The organism is Qipengyuania profundimaris, from assembly GCF_030717945.1.
GTDB classification, from domain to species: Bacteria; Pseudomonadota; Alphaproteobacteria; order Sphingomonadales; family Sphingomonadaceae; genus Qipengyuania; species Qipengyuania profundimaris.
This window is the reverse complement of the sequence record NZ_JAVAIM010000001.1, coordinates 835,791-851,052: the sequence shown is the minus strand read 5'-3', so window position 1 is coordinate 851,052 and position 15,262 is coordinate 835,791. Positions and strand designations below refer to the sequence as shown.

Annotated in this window: 16 protein-coding genes; 9 read left to right on the top strand and 7 right to left on the bottom strand. The window is 64.3% G+C overall.

Going from position 1 to position 15,262, the window contains the following annotated elements:
• Positions 1–75: 75 nt before the first annotated feature.
• The 4 genes from Q9K02_RS04260 (at position 76) to Q9K02_RS04245 (ending at position 4,327) form a co-directional block, all read left to right on the top strand.
• Complete coding sequence (locus Q9K02_RS04260) at positions 76–852, top strand: hypothetical protein (protein WP_305931772.1); 777 nt, start codon at positions 76–78, stop codon at positions 850–852.
• Positions 853–918: 66 nt separating this feature from the next.
• Positions 919–1,905, top strand: a complete 987-nt coding sequence (nadA, locus tag Q9K02_RS04255; protein WP_305931771.1) for a quinolinate synthase NadA — start codon at positions 919–921, stop codon at positions 1,903–1,905.
• Positions 1,905–2,195 carry a hypothetical protein gene (locus Q9K02_RS04250; protein WP_305931770.1) on the top strand — a complete coding sequence of 97 codons (291 nt, stop codon included), beginning with the start codon at positions 1,905–1,907 and terminating at the stop codon, positions 2,193–2,195. Before nadA ends, Q9K02_RS04250 begins: the two co-directional genes overlap by 1 nt.
• A gap of 14 nt (positions 2,196–2,209) precedes the next feature.
• Positions 2,210–4,327 carry a prolyl oligopeptidase family serine peptidase gene (locus Q9K02_RS04245; protein ID WP_305931769.1) on the top strand — a complete coding sequence of 706 codons (2,118 nt, stop codon included), beginning with the start codon at positions 2,210–2,212 and terminating at the stop codon, positions 4,325–4,327.
• Position 4,328: 1 nt separating this feature from the next.
• On the opposite strand, the gene Q9K02_RS04240 is transcribed toward Q9K02_RS04245, so the two are convergent.
• On the bottom strand, positions 4,329–5,153 hold the full coding sequence (locus Q9K02_RS04240; protein WP_305931768.1) for a Brp/Blh family beta-carotene 15,15'-dioxygenase: 825 nt from the start codon (positions 5,151–5,153) through the stop codon (positions 4,329–4,331).
• On the bottom strand, positions 5,153–6,019 hold the full coding sequence (locus Q9K02_RS04235) for a bacteriorhodopsin (RefSeq protein WP_305931767.1): 867 nt from the start codon (positions 6,017–6,019) through the stop codon (positions 5,153–5,155). The genes Q9K02_RS04240 and Q9K02_RS04235 overlap by 1 nt, the downstream gene beginning before the upstream one ends.
• Before the next feature lie 180 nt (positions 6,020–6,199).
• Between Q9K02_RS04235 and Q9K02_RS04230 the strand changes: the two genes are divergently transcribed.
• Both Q9K02_RS04230 and Q9K02_RS04225 read left to right on the top strand, forming a co-directional pair.
• Positions 6,200–7,486 carry a DUF2254 family protein gene (locus tag Q9K02_RS04230; protein ID WP_305931766.1) on the top strand — a complete coding sequence of 429 codons (1,287 nt, stop codon included), beginning with the start codon at positions 6,200–6,202 and terminating at the stop codon, positions 7,484–7,486.
• Positions 7,483–8,799 carry a DUF2254 domain-containing protein gene (locus Q9K02_RS04225; protein ID WP_305931765.1) on the top strand — a complete coding sequence of 439 codons (1,317 nt, stop codon included), beginning with the start codon at positions 7,483–7,485 and terminating at the stop codon, positions 8,797–8,799. Before Q9K02_RS04230 ends, Q9K02_RS04225 begins: the two co-directional genes overlap by 4 nt.
• Before the next feature lie 4 nt (positions 8,800–8,803).
• Here Q9K02_RS04225 and Q9K02_RS04220 read toward each other — a convergent pair whose 3' ends face one another.
• A complete protein-coding gene (locus Q9K02_RS04220) occupies positions 8,804–9,712 on the bottom strand; it encodes a DMT family transporter (RefSeq protein WP_305931764.1) in 909 nt (302 codons plus the stop codon).
• A 53-nt stretch (positions 9,713–9,765) separates the two neighbouring features.
• Between Q9K02_RS04220 and Q9K02_RS04215 the strand changes: the two genes are divergently transcribed.
• Positions 9,766–10,872, top strand: a complete 1,107-nt coding sequence (locus Q9K02_RS04215) for an alkene reductase (RefSeq protein WP_305931763.1) — start codon at positions 9,766–9,768, stop codon at positions 10,870–10,872.
• A 3-nt stretch (positions 10,873–10,875) separates the two neighbouring features.
• On the opposite strand, the gene Q9K02_RS04210 is transcribed toward Q9K02_RS04215, so the two are convergent.
• Positions 10,876–11,196, bottom strand: a complete 321-nt coding sequence (locus Q9K02_RS04210) for a hypothetical protein (RefSeq protein WP_305931762.1) — start codon at positions 11,194–11,196, stop codon at positions 10,876–10,878.
• A complete protein-coding gene (gene lipB / locus Q9K02_RS04205) occupies positions 11,193–11,864 on the bottom strand; it encodes a lipoyl(octanoyl) transferase LipB (protein WP_305931761.1) in 672 nt (223 codons plus the stop codon). Before lipB ends, Q9K02_RS04210 begins: the two co-directional genes overlap by 4 nt.
• 42 nt (positions 11,865–11,906) lie before the next feature.
• Between lipB and Q9K02_RS04200 the strand changes: the two genes are divergently transcribed.
• Positions 11,907–12,749: a glycerophosphoryl diester phosphodiesterase membrane domain-containing protein gene (locus Q9K02_RS04200; protein WP_305931760.1), complete on the top strand. Its 843-nt coding sequence runs from the start codon at positions 11,907–11,909 to the stop codon at positions 12,747–12,749.
• 7 nt (positions 12,750–12,756) lie between these two features.
• On the opposite strand, the gene Q9K02_RS04195 is transcribed toward Q9K02_RS04200, so the two are convergent.
• Positions 12,757–13,392, bottom strand: a complete 636-nt coding sequence (locus tag Q9K02_RS04195) for a class I SAM-dependent methyltransferase (protein WP_305931759.1) — start codon at positions 13,390–13,392, stop codon at positions 12,757–12,759.
• A gap of 114 nt (positions 13,393–13,506) precedes the next feature.
• Here Q9K02_RS04195 and Q9K02_RS04190 point away from each other — a divergent pair, with 114 nt between their 5' ends.
• Entirely contained in the window at positions 13,507–14,871 is a 1,365-nt protein-coding gene (locus Q9K02_RS04190; protein ID WP_305931758.1) for an MFS transporter, read from the top strand.
• On the opposite strand, the gene arsC is transcribed toward Q9K02_RS04190, so the two are convergent.
• Positions 14,868–15,212 carry an arsenate reductase (glutaredoxin) gene (gene arsC / locus Q9K02_RS04185; RefSeq protein WP_305931757.1) on the bottom strand — a complete coding sequence of 115 codons (345 nt, stop codon included), beginning with the start codon at positions 15,210–15,212 and terminating at the stop codon, positions 14,868–14,870. The two genes, Q9K02_RS04190 and arsC, sit on opposite strands and share 4 nt — an antisense overlap.
• Between the last annotated feature and the right edge of the window lie 50 nt (positions 15,213–15,262).

The window sequence follows — 15,262 nt, the reverse complement described above, 5'->3', positions numbered from 1 at the left end:
TTTTCGCGCGGCGCGGCATAACCCCTCTCAAACAGAACAGGTCGCTTGGCACATCCCGGGGGGAGATCGAGCACCATGGCGACAGCCGCAATCGAGACCGGCGCACAGGCGCGCGGCAATACGCGCTTCTTCACGATCATGGCGTTCGTCATGTCGTTCATCATCGTGGCGGGCTTCAGCCTCAATATCGCCATGGGCCGGTCGAGCTTCGCCGTGCCGCTGGCCTATCACATCCATGCGGTCGTCTTCATGGCGTGGATCGGCATCTACCTCGCCCAGCATGTGACCGCATCGGCAGGCAATTGGCCGCTCCATGCGAAATTCGGCAAACTCGCATATTTCTGGGTGCCGCTGATGGTGGTGTTCGGCACCGTGGTCATGGTCGTCGTCGCACGGCGGACCGGCGGGCCGTTCTTCTTCCATGTCAGCGAGTTCCTGTGGAGCAACATCATGACGCTGTGGTGCTTCGGCGGCCTCGCATGGTGGGCGCTGATGCGGCGGCGCTATACCGGCTGGCATCGCCGCCTGATGCTTTGCGCCATGGCGATCCTCACCGGGCCGGGCCTCGGCCGCCTGCTCCCGCTGCCGCTGATGATCCCGAATGCCTGGACCATCACCGTCATCGTGACGATGATCTTCCCGGTCATCGGCATGATTGCAGACAAGCGCACGCAGGGCCGCGTGCATCCCGCTTACTGGTGGGGCCTCGGGATATATGCAGGCGTCTTCCTGCTCTCGCTGGCGCTGGCCTACAGCCCCTTCGGCATCGGCCTGACCGAGCAGCTGATCGCCGGAACGCCCGGCGCCGAGCGCCCGATGGAGGCTTTCCTTCCGCCCGGCTTCACAATGTAGGAACGCCCTCGCCTTCCCGTCCGTTCGCTATATAAGCGCCCTCAAACGCAGCAGACGGGACCCTACATGACCGCCCAGACCGACCTTCCGACCGGCGAAGACCTGCTCGCCGCCATCGATCGCCTCCGCAAGGAAAAGAACGCGATCATCCTCGCGCATTACTACCAGACCGCCGATATTCAGGACATTGCGGACTTCGTCGGCGACAGCTTGGAGCTCAGCCGCAAGGCCGCCGAAACCGATGCTGACGTAATCGTGTTCTGCGGCGTGAAGTTCATGGCCGATACCGCCAAGATCCTCAGCCCGGAAAAGATCGTCGTCCTGCCCGACATGGACGCCGGCTGCAGCCTCGAAGACAGCTGCCCGCCCGAAAAGTTCAAGGCCTTCCGGGAAAAGCATCCCGACCATATCGCGCTGACCTACATCAACTGCTCGACCGAGGTGAAAGCCCTAAGCGACGTGATCGTCACCAGTTCCAGCGCGGAAACGATCATCAGCCAGATCCCCGAAGACCAGAAGATCATCTTCGGGCCGGACCGGCACCTCGGCAGCTATATGAGCCGCAAGTTCGGCCGCGAAATGCTCCTGTGGCCGGGCGTGTGCATCGTGCACGAGGCCTTCAGCGAAACCGAACTGCTCAAGCTGAAGGGCCAGCACCCCGATGCGCCGGTCGTCGCGCACCCCGAATGCCCGCCCACGATCATCGACCACGCGGATTATGTCGGATCGACCAGCGGCATCCTGCAATATGCCAAGACTTTCGAAGGCGACACGCTGATCGTCGCGACCGAGCCGCATATCATCCACCAGATGGAGAAGGCGCTCCCGGACAAGACCTTCATCGGCGCGCCCGGCGCGGACGGCAACTGCAGCTGCAACATCTGCCCCTACATGGCGCTGAACACCATGGAGAAGCTGTACGCCTGCCTGCGCGACCTCGAACCGCGCATCGAGATCGAGGAAGGCCTGCGCCTGAAAGCCAAGCAGAGCCTCGACAGGATGCTCGAAATGGCCAGCGGCACGATTGGCCAGGGCGATCTGGGCAAGGTATAGTGCCCGTCTATCAGGTCCTGTTGGAAGGCCACGACTTCCCGGGCGAGCTGATGGACGATCAGTCAGGGAAATACGGTTTCTTTACAACGCGCTTCGTTCGCGCGACTAGTCCTACCGACGCGGAATTCAAGGCGAAGAAACTTGTCAGAGCCGAGTTCGACTGGGCGTTCTCATGTGTCGGCACTCCATGGGGTCGCCCATCCCTGACGATCGACGAGATAACCGAAATAGAAACCATGCCAGAAAGCCGTGGCGGCGGGGCAAGCTGGTTTTCCGAAGACGAAGCTTGAATGGAGAGAGAATAATGATCGCACGTCTGGCGCTCGCTACCGCGCTTGCTTTTGCATCGTCTCCCGCGCTGGCGCAGGAAACCGATGCCGAAGATCCCTACATCTGGCTGGAGGAGATCCAGGGCGAGAGGGCGCTGGAGCAAGTGCGCGAGTGGAATGCGGATACCGAGGCGGTGCTTACCGCGACGCCCGAATATCCGGTCGCGCGGGCCTGGGCGAAGCAGATCCTCGACGACGATCGCCAAATCGCCATGCCCGACGCGATCCAGGGCGACATGGTCACCAATCTGTGGCGCGATGCGGACAATCCGCGCGGGCTGTGGCGCATCGCCAGCCTCGATAGCTACATGGCGGGGGCGCCCGAGTGGCGCACACTGATCGATGTAGACCAGCTCGGCCGCGACGAGGGCGAAAGCTGGGTCTGGCACGGCGCGAACTGCCTCGCGCCCGACTATGAGCGCTGCCTCATCTCGCTGAGCCCCGGCGGCACCGATGCCGACGTGGTGCGCGAATTCGATGTTACCACCGGCACCTTCGTCGAGGGCGGTTTCACCCTGCCTGAAGCAAAGTCGAACGTCGCATGGTTCGACGAAGATACGCTGTTCGTCGGCACCGACGAGGGCGAAGGCTCGCTGACCGACTCGGGCTATCCGCGCCTCGTGAAATTGTGGGAGCGCGGGACCGACTTCACCTCCGCCCGCCAGATTGCCGAGGGCGAGCAGACGGACGTCAGCATCTCCGGCTTCTCCGTGCTCGACGGCGATACACGCTGGCGCTTCATCCGGCGCGGGCCGAGTTTCTGGACGGCGAACTATTCGCTCGTGCGCGATAACGGCAGCGCCGTTCCGCTGCCGCTACCCGAAGATGCCGAATTCGAAGCGGTGCTCGACGGCCATGTCATCGCCAAGCTCAATTCACCGCTTACAACCCGCAATCGGCAGGCCGAAGCCGGTTGGCTGGTGGCCTGGCCGCTGCAAGACGTGCTCGACGGCAAGCCGGCCGAGCCTTTCGTCGTGTTTTCGCCCAGCGAAACGCAGGCGGTCGAAGAGGTTGCGACCTCGGAGAATACTCTGTGGGTCAAGGTGCTCGACGATGTGTCGGGCAAGCTGATCGAGGTTCGCCCCGGCTATCCCGGCTGGTTCAACCGCGACATGGACCTGCCCGACAACAGTACGATCCAGATCGCCAACACCACGGGCACGGGCGATACCGTGTTCGTGACGATCGAAAGCATGCTCACCCCGCCGACTTTATGGGCGGTGCCGGGGGACGGCGCGGCGAAGCGGATCGCTTCCGTGCCGGCGCAGTTCGATGCGAGCCGCTTCACCGTGGAGCAGCGCTTCGCCACTTCGAAGGACGGGACGCGGGTCCCCTACTACCTCGCCCGGCCCAAGGGCGTGGAAGGTCCGCTGCCTACATTGATCCATGCCTATGGCGGCTTTCGCGCAGCGCAAACGCCCAAGTATTTGACCGCAGAGCCCTATCGCAGCGGGCCGCTGTCGCTCTTCTGGCTCGAAAGCGGAAATGCCTATGTCCTCGCCAACATCCGCGGGGGCGGGGAATACGGCCCGCGCTGGCACGAGGATGCGCTGCGCGAGAAGCGGCAGAACAGCTTCGACGACTTCCACGCGGTCGCCGACGATCTGGTGGCACAGCGCCTCGCCACGCCCGGCAAGATCGCCGCCTCGGGCCGCTCGAACGGCGGCGTGCTGGTGGGCGCGGTCGCGAACCAGCGGCCCGACCTCTACGGCGCGATTATCTCCGGCAGCCCGCTGATCGACATGCGGCGCTACAACAAGCTGCTCGCGGGCGCATCCTGGATGGCGGAATACGGCAATCCCGATGTGCCGGAGGACTGGGCCTTCATGCGCGAATGGTCGCCCTACCAGAACATGCAGCCCGATCCCGACTATCCGGCAGTGTTCTATTACCTCTCGACGCTCGACGACCGGGTACACCCCGGCCATGCGCGCAAGGCCGCCGCAAAACTGGAAGCCTTCGGCCAGCCGTTCTACTATCGCGAAGCGATCGAGGGCGGACATTCGGTCGGCGCGGATCGCGAGGAAGATGCGAAGCGCGCAGCCATGCTGCTGGCCTTCCTCAATCGCGAGATCGGCGACGAAGCGGAGTAGCCTAACGCTCCAGCCGCTCGGTCAGCATATGCGGCGTCGCCATCCCGAAGGCGAGCGCCACGGCAAGTTCGAGCGCGAGCCAGCCGCTCCATACCGCCAGCGCGATTGCCGCTGCCGCCAGCGTGGCGACGGCGGTAGGCAACGCGATGGCTTTGATGACTTGCGTGGGGCCGTATCGAGCGACCTGGCGCTGCTGGACCGGGAGGGCATGCATGCCGAAAAAGATCAGCCCCACGGCGAGGACCGGGTGAAAAAGGAGGCACGCTAGCGCAGCCAGCCCCGCAGACGCTGCTCCGGCGTAACGCAATATTATCGAGCCTCCAGCAGCGAGCAATGCCGCGCATCCGACAACGGCGAGAAGCAACAAGAGCAGCGCGGGCGGTGCTTCGCCGAGCGCAGCAGTGAAAACTGTAGCCGTCGTCTCTGGCCTCAGGAGCGCGCTTCCTCCCACTGCAAGTCCGGCGATCGCCAGCCGTGGCAGCAAGTCCATCCCGCTATCGCTGCGGGCGAAATGCCATGCAGAAAAAGCGAGGAAGATCGACAGGCCGAGTACCGGCCAGGCGAGATAAAGCGCGGCGATCGCGAGGCCAGTCACGACATAAGCGGCGACCAGCACCAAGGAATAAGCGCGCAGTTCGCCGTCGTTCTCGTCGCCCGCCCCATGGCCGAGGCCGAGGACAAAGAGAGCTAGCCCGACTGCCAGCGCCAAGTCCGATCCGGCCAGCTGGGCAAGGCCGGCGACGGCGAATAGGGAGATAAAGACATAGGGGGCCCCGGCGCCGAGCCGGGACCCCCTGTTCGATCCGGAGATCGAGCGTGTTGCCATCAATCGCCGCGGATCGAGGCTGCCGTCGAACCGGCAGGCGTCGTCGAAAGCGCCTCGGCCGAGGGCAGATACCCCTCCAGCGCGCTGCGCCGCAGGACATACCGCGACAGGATTACGCCGTAGATCAGCTTCGACGAGATGTCGGCGATGCTGAAGAGCAACTGGCGTACCACAACGACGTCACCGGTGAAGCCGAGCTGCGGCAGGGCATAGGCGATTGGGTAGAGGCCCCAGGTCGCAAGGAAGAACCACCAGATGTTCTTCGGCCAGGCCTTGAGCTCAGCCGGGCTGTTGGCGATGCCTGCGGTGATCACACCACGCACCTCGATGATCAGCCAGACGAAGAAAACTGTCGAGATGACGCCCCAGACGTTCAGACGCGACCAGTCACCTGTCTCGCCGAACTGGCCGTAGAGGCCGGTCCAGATCATCAGCAGAGCCGGGATCGCCATGCGGAACGCCCGCTTGTGCAAATCGGGCCGCGCCAGGGCGAAGGCGATGGGCAGCTGGGTCAGCAGAAGCGGGACCGTGATCGTCCAGTTGCCGTAGCGATAGGCGTTGGTGAAGGTCTCACCCTCGGCCACCGGCTGATACATGCCGCCGACGAACTGGTAGGTTTCCTGCCATGTGGTGAATTCGCGCAGCAGGCTGAGCCCCGCGCTGGCCATGACGACCGCCGAAATGATCGGCACCACGCGATACCGCGGCGCGAGCTGCATCGACGTCATCAGGAAGTAGAGAATAAAGGCGAAATGCGCGCCGTAGCTGACCATCAGGATCAGCGATCCCGAAGTGTACTGCCCGGCGGTGAGAGTAACCAGATTTTCGATATTGCCAACGGCGTTGGCATCGACAGGAGCAATCATAAGCAGTCCTTTCTCGACTGCGTCCACCGTCCGTTCCACCCTCGGCGACGCCTGCTAAGCCGCCATTCGGTGAAGCGAACGGACGTGGCAACGAAATGGGGAGCCGCACGTTAGGTTCCCGATCTGCCGTTTGTTCTCGATGGCGTTTTGGGGTGTAGAATTTTGGTTCGACCAACTCGCATGACCGGCTTGCCGGGGTGGATCGCCCACCGCCTGTTCGCGAATTATTGGTTGCTGGCAGTATGCGCGGTGATCGGAGCCATTCCGGTGGCCCTCGGCATTCTGTGGCTCGACCGGGAAGGCGGCACGGCCTGGCTGTTGGCGCGCGACCTTGCGACGGTCGAGACCTCCGATACGGCCAAGGATTTCGTGGGCGTTGCGGCTGGTATCAACGCCGCTTTCATCACTCTCTACTTCTCCATCACGCTCATCGTGTTGAGTTTGGCAGCCGGCAATCTGGGCGTGCGGCTGATCGACCGGTGGGTAGAGCGGCCCCTCGTCCGAGTGAGCATTGCCGGGCTTTCATTCTGCCTTATCGTTTCGCTCGTCGCGATGCTGTCGATCGACGCGGAAGCGCCGCTGGAGGATACTCCGCTGCTGTTGGTGGGCACAGTGTTGTTCCTGCAGGCCGTGAATGTCGCGATGCTCGCCGTGTCGCTGCACGACCTTGCGCGTACGATGTTCGTCGACACTTCGATCGACAGGCTGGCGAACGATTGCAAGGACCGCAGCCTGTCCCTCACGGGTGTCGAACCTGTCGGCGACAATCTGGCACATAGCTGCCACGCACCGCGCGAAGGCTATGTCGAGGACGTGGATATCCAGAGCTTTTGCAAGGCGTTCTCCGGCTCGCAGAAACGCGTCATCGTCCATGTCGCGCCGGGGCAGCATGTCATGAAGGGCGAGCGGATCATCAGCTCGGAGGCCAAGCTCGAAGGCCACGACATCAAGCGGCTCATCCCGATCGGTGCCTATCGGTCGGACAATCAGGGCGTCGTCTTCCGCATCCGGCTGATCGTCGAGATCGCCGCACGCGCGCTGTCGCCGGCGATCAACGATTTCTACACGGCATTGACCTGCGCCGACAAGCTGGCCGCGATCATCGAGAGCCAGACCAGTACCTATATATCCGATGACCGCGTGGCCGCTCTGGCGGGCGAGGATTGGCTGATCCTCATCGGCCAGGATTTCCGGAGCCTGTTTGCCGACCCGCTCAGCGCTTTCCGGCAGGCTGCCTGCCAGTACCCATCGGTCAGCATCCGCATGATCGACAACTATGCGCGAATTGCCGAGCGGAAAGAGGCGAACGGCGGAAGCGGAGGTCTCGTCGATATGCTGCGCCAGCTGGCACAGGACCTCCGCGACCATGCCGTCGCAGTTGCGCAGTTCGACAAAGACCGCCACGACCTTCGCGAGGCTTTCGCGAAAGGCTTCGCGAAGCAGACGGGAACAGAAGGGCAAGAATGACTGCAGAAATCCGCTTCTTCTGGTCGCGACTGAACGCCAATTATTGGTTCTATCCGGCGCTGTTTTCCATTCTCGCCGCGATCCTCGCCTTCGCGATGGTCACGATCGACCGGCTGGGTTTTGCCGAATTCCTCAACGATATAAGCTGGATCATCCCCGCGCGTCCCGATGGCGCCTCCACCATGCTGAGCGTGATGGCGGGCAGCATGATCGGTGTGGCCTCGACCGTCTTTTCCATCACGATTGCCGCCGTCGCCTATGCCAGCGGCAATTACGGCCCGCGCCTGCTGACCAATTTCATGGAAGATCGCGGCAACCAGCTGAGCCTCGCGACCTTCATCGGCAGCTTCGTCTATGCGCTGATCGTGCTGCGCGCGGTGCGGGGCGAAGACGAAACACCGGCCTCGATCGAAACGGCCGGGGCCACCGCCCTGCCCGGCTTCACACCGCAACTGTCGCTGCTGGTCGCCTATTTCTTGATGGCGCTCTGCGTGGCGGTGCTCGTTTTCTTCCTCAACCACATCCCGTCCAGCATTCGCATCAACAAGGTGCTGAAGGGTATCGGGGAGCGGCTGCTGGAAACCATCAAGGATACCTATCCGGTCGAAGACGAGTTTACCGATCCCGTCGAGCCGAAGGGCGGCGAACCGCTGGAGGCTTGGAAAACCGGCTATGTACAGATGATCGATTTCTCCGATCTTGCGGCCATCGGGAAAGACTCAGGCTGCACTTTCTCGCTGAGGGTCCGCACTGGCGACTTCGTGCATCCCAAGATGGTGTTGGTAGAAGTCGACGGCTGCGACCCGGACAAGGTCGAGGACCGTGTCCGCGAAAGCTTCACGCTTGGCGCTACGCGCACGCCGGAGCAGGATCCGCAGTTCCTGATCGACGAGCTGGTCGAGATCGGCCTGCGCGCATTATCGCCCGGCATCAACGACCCGTTCACCGCCATCACCGCGCTGCACTGGCTCGGCGCGGCAACTGCCGAGATCGGCCGGCGGGATCTACGCAAGCATATCTGCGGAGACGACGAGGATGGGTGTCCCGTCATCCCCCTGCCCGACGATTTCGCGCACTACGTAAAGCGCGGTTTCGGCGCGATCCGCAGTGGCGTTGCGACGTCGCCGCTGGCGGCGGAAGTCATGCTGGACACGCTTGCCCATGCCGCCGTGCCGATCGGCGACGAAGGACGGCAGGCCCTGCTCAAACAGGAGGCTGAACGGCTTGCGGCACAGGCGCGGCTGGCGCTCGTGGGCCCGGACCTCGAACGGTTCGAGACTCACGTGACCGAGTTCAATAAGACCTTCTGGTAAGCGGCTAGCGCACTTGCCCGACTTTCGCGGGCGTTTTCGCGAGCACCAGCGCGGCGCCGACGAGTGCCATGCCGAGGATATCCAGCGGCACGAGCAGTTCGCCAAACGCGAGCCAGCCGACCAGACCTGCAAGCGCCGGCTGGGTCAGCAGGGCCATGCCGATAATGAGCGGCGGGAAATGGCGAAGCGAGAATACCAGCAGCCCCTGCCCGACGATTTGGCTGGAAAAGGCCAGCAGCAACACCGGCGTCCAGCCCGCCGATCCCGGCAGGATCGGCTCGCCTGCCAGTACCGCCATGCCGAGCAGCAGCGGGGACGCGGCAAGGCCGACCAGGACTAGCACCAGCCACGGGTTCAGCGTCGCACGAGCTTTCTGCGCGGGCAAAAGATAGAAGGCATAGAAAATGCCGGCGGCGAGGCAGAACAAATCGCCCACAAAGGTCGCAGTCGAAATCTCGAGACTGCGTCCGAGCAGGATCGCGGCACCAACCAGCGCAGCAAGCACGCCAGCCCCTTCGCGCCCCGAAGGCGCGCGGCGGGCAGCCACCAGCCCCCAGACCATCAGGATGACGCTGCCCGAATTGCCGAACAGCGTCGCATTCGCGAGCCGCGTCTGTTCTATCCCGATATGCCAGCTGGCGAGATCGATGGCAAAGAATGTGCCCGCCACCAGGCACAGCGCGGCCAAGCGCCAGTCTAGCGGAGCCTTCCCGCGAGCGCGCCATGCGAGCAGGGCCATCAGCGGAAGCGCCAGCACGAGCCGCCAGAATGCAGCGGAAACCGGTCCGGTATCGGCCAGCCGCACCAGCCAGGGCCCGAGGGCCAGCGCGGCATTGCCCGCGATCAGCGCGGCAAAGTGCCATGCGCCGGGCTGATAGCCATTCTTGTCGGCCGTGACGGTTGCGCGCTTCATGCCCGCGACCTAGCTCAATGCCCATCACGCGCCAGCAAAAAGGAATTGGCCGCATGCACGAAACACTCTTCCAGCCGCTGACCATGGGCAGCCTGAAGGCGAGGAACCGTATTTTCATGGCCCCGCTCACTCGCGGGCGCTCCACCCAGCCCGGTTCGGTCCCCAACGAGATGATGGCGACCTATTACCGCCAGCGCGCGGGCGCTGGCTTGATCATCTCCGAAGCGACTGGCATCAGCGTGGAAGGCCTCGGCTGGCCGGCAGCGCCCGGTATCTGGAGCGATGAGCAGGTCGAAGGCTGGAAACTGGTAACCGACGCGGTCCATGCCGAAGGCGGGCTGATCGTGCTGCAAATGTGGCACATGGGCCGCCTCGTCCATCCGCTGTTCCTTGGCGGCAATCCGCCGGTCTCCGCCAGCGCGACCACTGCGCCGGGCCATGCGCATACGTTCGAAGGCCGCAAGGATTACGAACAGGCGCGCGCAGCGACGACCGACGATATCAAGCGCATCGTCGAAGACTATCGCCACGCTGCGGAGAACGCGAAGAAGGCGGGCTTCGACGGCGTCCAGCTGCACGGGGCGAATGGCTATCTGGTGGACCAGTTCCTGCGCGACAGCACCAACCTGCGCGAGGACGAATATGGCGGCAGCGCCGAAAACCGCGCGCGGTTCCTTAAGGAAGTGCTGACCGCGCTGGTGGATGCCTGGGGCGCGGATCGCGTGGGTGTGCGCCTGTCACCCAATGGCGAAACGCAAGGCTGCGACGATAGCGATCCGGCCACGACCTTCGGCGAAGCGGCCAAGGTTTGCGAAGCGCTGGGCCTCGCCTTCGTCGAGCTGCGCGAGCCGGGACCTGAAGGCACCTTCGGATCGACCGACGTGCCGAAGCAGAGCCCGCTCATCCGCCAACTCTACACCGGCCCGCTGGTGCTCAACAGCGACTATTCGCCTGAAGAGGCGGTGGCCGATATCGATGCCGGACGCGCCGACGCCGTCAGCTGGGGCCGCGATTTCATCTCCAACCCCGACCTGCCCGAACGCTTCAGCATCGGGGCCGAGATCGCACCGAACGTCGATGTGCCGCGCAGCTGGTACGGCCAGGGGCCGGAAGGCTATGTCGATTATCCGACGCTGGCCGGGGCCGAAGCGGCGGAATAGCGCCTATTCTTCGCCAAGGTCTTCTTCGGACTCTTGTGGCGCGGCGGGGGCTTCGGCTTCCGCCGCGCTTTCGGTTGGCGCGTCGGCAGCCGGCTCCTGCGAGGTATCGGAGCCCGAACCATCGCCACTGTCCAGATCCGGGTTCTGCGGCGCGGATTGCGATTGCAACTGGTCGAGCGGGATCATGTCGTCGCTGATCGTGCCGCCCAGCACCTCGCCGCGCGCTCCGCGCTCGTCGCCCTCTGCCGAGGCGTCGGCGGCATCGTCGCCACATGCGGCCAGCCCGAGCGCGCACGCCAGGACAAGCGGAAAACCTCGGGTCATGGGAGTGCACAGTCCTTTCCATCCAGCGCGGCGAGAAAATCGCCCACCCGCGCGTGCAATGCCGCATCGAAGGCCTCCGGCGCAAGCTCGATCCCGAGCCTTTCGAGGCTGGTGACGCCGAATTCGTCGATCCCGCAAGGGACGATGCCGGTGAAATGCGTGAGGTCCGGCGCGAGATTGACCGAGAAGCCGTGCATCGTCACCCAGCGCCGCACGCGCACGCCGATCGCGCCGATCTTAGCCTCGCGCCCGTCGATATCACGTGTCCAGATGCCGATGCGGCCTTCGGCGCGCCAGCTTTCGACGCCGATGTCGGCCAGCGTCGCGATCACCCAGCCTTCCAGCGAATGGACGAAGCAGCGCACGTCGCGCCCGCGCTCTTTCAGATCGAGCAGGACGTAGCCGATCCGCTGGCCCGGCCCGTGATAGGTGTAGCGCCCGCCACGCCCCGCCTCGACCACTTCGAAACGCGGATCGAGCAGTTCTGCCCCGTCGGCGCTGGTCCCTGCCGTATAGACCGGTGGGTGTTCGAGCAGCCAGACCAGCTCGCTCGCCTCGCCTTCGCCGATCGCGCGATTGCGCGCGTCCATCGCCGCGAGCGCGTCGCGATAGGCGATTTGGTCGCTTTCGGCACGCCATTCGACGGTTTCGGGGGGCGATTGGGACATCGGCGATTGCGTGGCGACTGCCGACGCGCTTATCAAGAGGCGATGACAAGGGATCGCATGAAATTCGACCTCGACACCGCATGGCGCGATGCCGTGCGCCTCGCCCGTGAAAACTCGGGTCTGCTCTTCGCGATCTCGGGCATCTTCGTATTCCTGCCCTATGCGGTGGCAATGCTGCTGCTGCCCGCCGTGGCGGAGCGGCCGGACCTGCCCGATGGGGCGAGCTTCGAGATGGCGATGCAAGCGATGAATGCGTTCTACGCCAAGACCTGGTGGATCTTCGCGATTATCGCGGTGGTGGCTACCATCGGCCAGCTATCGATGCTCGCGTTGATCGGCCGCCGCGCGAGTCCGACCGTGGGCGAGGCCATCGGGATCGGCGGCAAGGCGATCCTTCCCGCATGGCTGGCCCTGATCCTCCAGTCGCTCGCGATCAACTTCATCGTGCTGCTGATCGTCTCGCTCGCCAGCCTGACCGGACTTGGTGCCCTTGCCTTCGTCGCAACGCTGTTCGCTTTCGGCCTCGCGCTCTACCTCTTTACGCGTCTCTCGCTTGTCCTGCCGCTCGTGGCGGTGGACGGGGAGAAGAACCCGATCCGCGCGCTAACGGGATCTTGGGCGATGACCAAGGGACAGGGTGGGCGCCTGCTGGCCTTCTACCTGTTGCTTGCCGTCGGCGCATTCGTCGCGCTGATCGTGGCTTTGCTGGTGGTCGGGCTGGTGCTGTCCATCGGCGGGCCGACGGTGGCGGAGATCGGCAATTCCATCGCCACGGCGGCGGCAGTCACGGCCGTGGTCGTGCTGGCCACCAGCGTGCTGGCAGCCGTGCATCGCCAGTTCCGACGGCTGGAGCGCTCCGGGCCGAGCGTGCCGCCGACCGCCTGAGACGCGGTCAGCCTTTCGGTTCTTTCCAGCCCCAGAAAAGCTGGCAGGGGAGCACGTTCAGCGGCTCGAACCCGCTCTCGATCCGCTCGAAATGCCTGGCCATGTAATCGCGTGCCTTGGCCGAAAACTGGTAGACCAGGAACGCGCCGCCGGGCCGGATGATGCGATAGGTCGCCTCGGCGATCGCCGGTCCCACGCCGTCCGGCAGGGTCGAGAACGGCAGGCCGGACAGCACGTAATCGGCGTGGTCCGCGCCGTGCGCCTTGACGATATCCTCGACATTGGCAGCCGAGCCGTGGACCGCGTGGAAGCGGCTGTCGCGAAAATGCTTCTTGAGATAGTCGATATAGAGCGGGTTGGTATCGATCACGATCAGCATGCCATCGCGCGGCAATCGGTCCAGCACCGGCTGGCAGAAGGTGCCGACGCCGGGCCCGTATTCGACGAAGACCTTGCATTCGTCCCATTTGACCGGGGCGAGCATCTTGGCGATGGTAAAGCGCGAGGAAGGGATGATCGAGCCGACCATCTTCGGTTCTTCGAGGAATCCGCGGAAGAACACGCCGAACTGACCGAAGAAGCGCGCGGCCTTGCGGCGGAGCGACGGGCGGTGGATTGCGCCTACACTGTTATCGGACGACAATTGACTTCCTTAGCGACCTCGAAAACACATCCCCGGCTCTGGCAGCGCGGCAGTGGCATTGCAAGCGCATGTCCCGTTGCAAGCTGGCGAGACTGGGCCTAGCGCAGCACATTCATGGCCGATGTCGATCCCGCCAAATCCGTAGCGCCCGCCAAGCCCGCCATGCCGCGGGCCATCTCGCGCGAGCGGATGACGCTGCTGTTCACCGTCATGCTGGTCACGGCAGCGGGCAATACGGCGATGCAATCGGTCATGCCCTCGATCGGCACGGCGCTGCAGATCGACGACGTGTGGATCAGCCTCGCCTACAGCTGGTCTGCGCTGCTGTGGGTCATCTGCGCCCCGTTCTGGGCCGAACGCTCAGACCGGCGCGGGCGCAAGGCGATGATGGCGCTGGGGCTGACCGGCTTCATCGCCAGTTTCTCGCTCTGCGGCGCAATGCTGTGGCTCGGCCTGTCGGGCTATCTCACCGCCTTCTGGGCGCTGCTGCTGTTCGCGGTCGCACGGAGCCTTTACGGCGGTTTCGGCAGTGCGGCTCCGCCCGCGGTGCAAGCCTATGTCGCCGCGCGCACGCCGCGATCCGAGCGCACGCAGGCGCTTTCGCTGATCGCCTCCAGCTTCGGGCTCGGCACGGTGATCGGCCCGGCGCTCGCCCCGCTGATGGTGCTGCCCTTTGTCGGGTTGACCGGCCCGTTCCTGATCTTTTCGTTGATCGGCATCCTGGCACTGGTTGCCTTGCGCCTGCGGCTGCCGAACGACACGCCGCAGTTCCCCGCGCGCGGCAAGGCCTATGACGCACCCTATTCCGGCAGCCCGACATCGGAAGTTTCCGGCAGCGACGACGATGCCGATGACGAGGACGAGGAGGCCGTCGAACCGCACAAGCTGCGCTGGTTCGAAACACGGCTTCGGCCCTGGGTCGTAGCGGGCCTGCTGGGCGGGCATGCGCAGGCGATGGTGCTGGGTATCTCGGGCTTCCTCGTGCTCGACCGCCTCGGCCTCCGGGACACGCCCGCAGAGGGCGCCGGTCCTGTCGGGCTGGTGTTGATGGCCGGAGCGATCGCCACACTCCTTGCGCAATGGGGACTGATCCCGCGCTTCGATTTAGGCCCTCGCGCCGCCACGCTCTCCGGCATTGCAGTGGCGGCTTTCGGGGTCGCCTTCCTCGGCGTGGCGGACGATCTCCATTCGATCGCGCTGGCCTATGCCATCGCCTCGCTCGGCTTCGGCCTGTTCCGCCCAGGCACGACTGCGGGCACATCGCTTGCCGTCACCCGCGCCGAGCAGGGCCAGGCCTCCGGCGTGACCGCCTCGGTCGCGGGCGCGAGCTTCATCTATGCTCCTGCCCTAGGTGTCTGGCTCTATGGCCATTCCGACTGGCTCGGCTTCGGCCTGATCGTGGCGCTATGCGCCATCGTCTTCGCCTATGGCTGGGTCAGCCTCCAGCGCGACAGTGCGCTGACCAAAGATAGAAGTTAGAGGATTTCCAGCACGGTATCCTGCGGCCTGCACAGGCGCGCGCCCTTGTCGGTTTCAACCAGCGGACGTTCGATCAGGATGGGGTCGGCAACCATTGCCTCGAGAATCGTGTCGTCGTCGGCATCGGGCAGGCCGCGGTCCGCCGCGTCGGTCCCTCGCATCCGCAAGCCCTGCGCCGGAGAAATTCCCGCATCGCGATAGAGCTGCGCCAGCTTGTCCTTCGTCGGCGGATCCTTGAGATATTCGACCACGGTCACGTCGACCTTGGACAAGTTTTCCAGAATCGTGAGCGTCTTGCGCGACGTGCCGCATTTCGGGTTGTGCCAGATCGTCGCCTTCATCTCTAACCTCTCCTGCTCGAGCGTTTGCGCGGTCCGCTTAAGCGACTGTT

Excerpts from the sequence above, each read along its gene's own strand:
- Q9K02_RS04260 (WP_305931772.1), top strand. The coding sequence starts at position 76 with ATGGCGACAGCCGCAATCGAGACCGGCGCACAGGCGCGCGGCAATACG.
- nadA (WP_305931771.1), top strand. The coding sequence starts at position 919 with ATGACCGCCCAGACCGACCTTCCGACCGGCGAAGACCTGCTCGCCGCC.
- Q9K02_RS04245 (WP_305931769.1), top strand. The coding sequence starts at position 2,210 with ATGATCGCACGTCTGGCGCTCGCTACCGCGCTTGCTTTTGCATCGTCT.
- Q9K02_RS04240 (WP_305931768.1), bottom strand. The coding sequence starts at position 5,153 with ATGGCAACACGCTCGATCTCCGGATCGAACAGGGGGTCCCGGCTCGGC.
- Q9K02_RS04235 (WP_305931767.1), bottom strand. The coding sequence starts at position 6,019 with ATGATTGCTCCTGTCGATGCCAACGCCGTTGGCAATATCGAAAATCTG.
- Q9K02_RS04230 (WP_305931766.1), top strand. The coding sequence starts at position 6,200 with ATGACCGGCTTGCCGGGGTGGATCGCCCACCGCCTGTTCGCGAATTAT.
- Q9K02_RS04225 (WP_305931765.1), top strand. The coding sequence starts at position 7,483 with ATGACTGCAGAAATCCGCTTCTTCTGGTCGCGACTGAACGCCAATTAT.
- Q9K02_RS04220 (WP_305931764.1), bottom strand. The coding sequence starts at position 9,712 with ATGAAGCGCGCAACCGTCACGGCCGACAAGAATGGCTATCAGCCCGGC.
- Q9K02_RS04215 (WP_305931763.1), top strand. The coding sequence starts at position 9,766 with ATGCACGAAACACTCTTCCAGCCGCTGACCATGGGCAGCCTGAAGGCG.
- Q9K02_RS04210 (WP_305931762.1), bottom strand. The coding sequence starts at position 11,196 with ATGACCCGAGGTTTTCCGCTTGTCCTGGCGTGCGCGCTCGGGCTGGCC.
- lipB (WP_305931761.1), bottom strand. The coding sequence starts at position 11,864 with ATGTCCCAATCGCCCCCCGAAACCGTCGAATGGCGTGCCGAAAGCGAC.
- Q9K02_RS04200 (WP_305931760.1), top strand. The coding sequence starts at position 11,907 with ATGACAAGGGATCGCATGAAATTCGACCTCGACACCGCATGGCGCGAT.
- Q9K02_RS04190 (WP_305931758.1), top strand. The coding sequence starts at position 13,507 with ATGGCCGATGTCGATCCCGCCAAATCCGTAGCGCCCGCCAAGCCCGCC.
- arsC (WP_305931757.1), bottom strand. The coding sequence starts at position 15,212 with ATGAAGGCGACGATCTGGCACAACCCGAAATGCGGCACGTCGCGCAAG.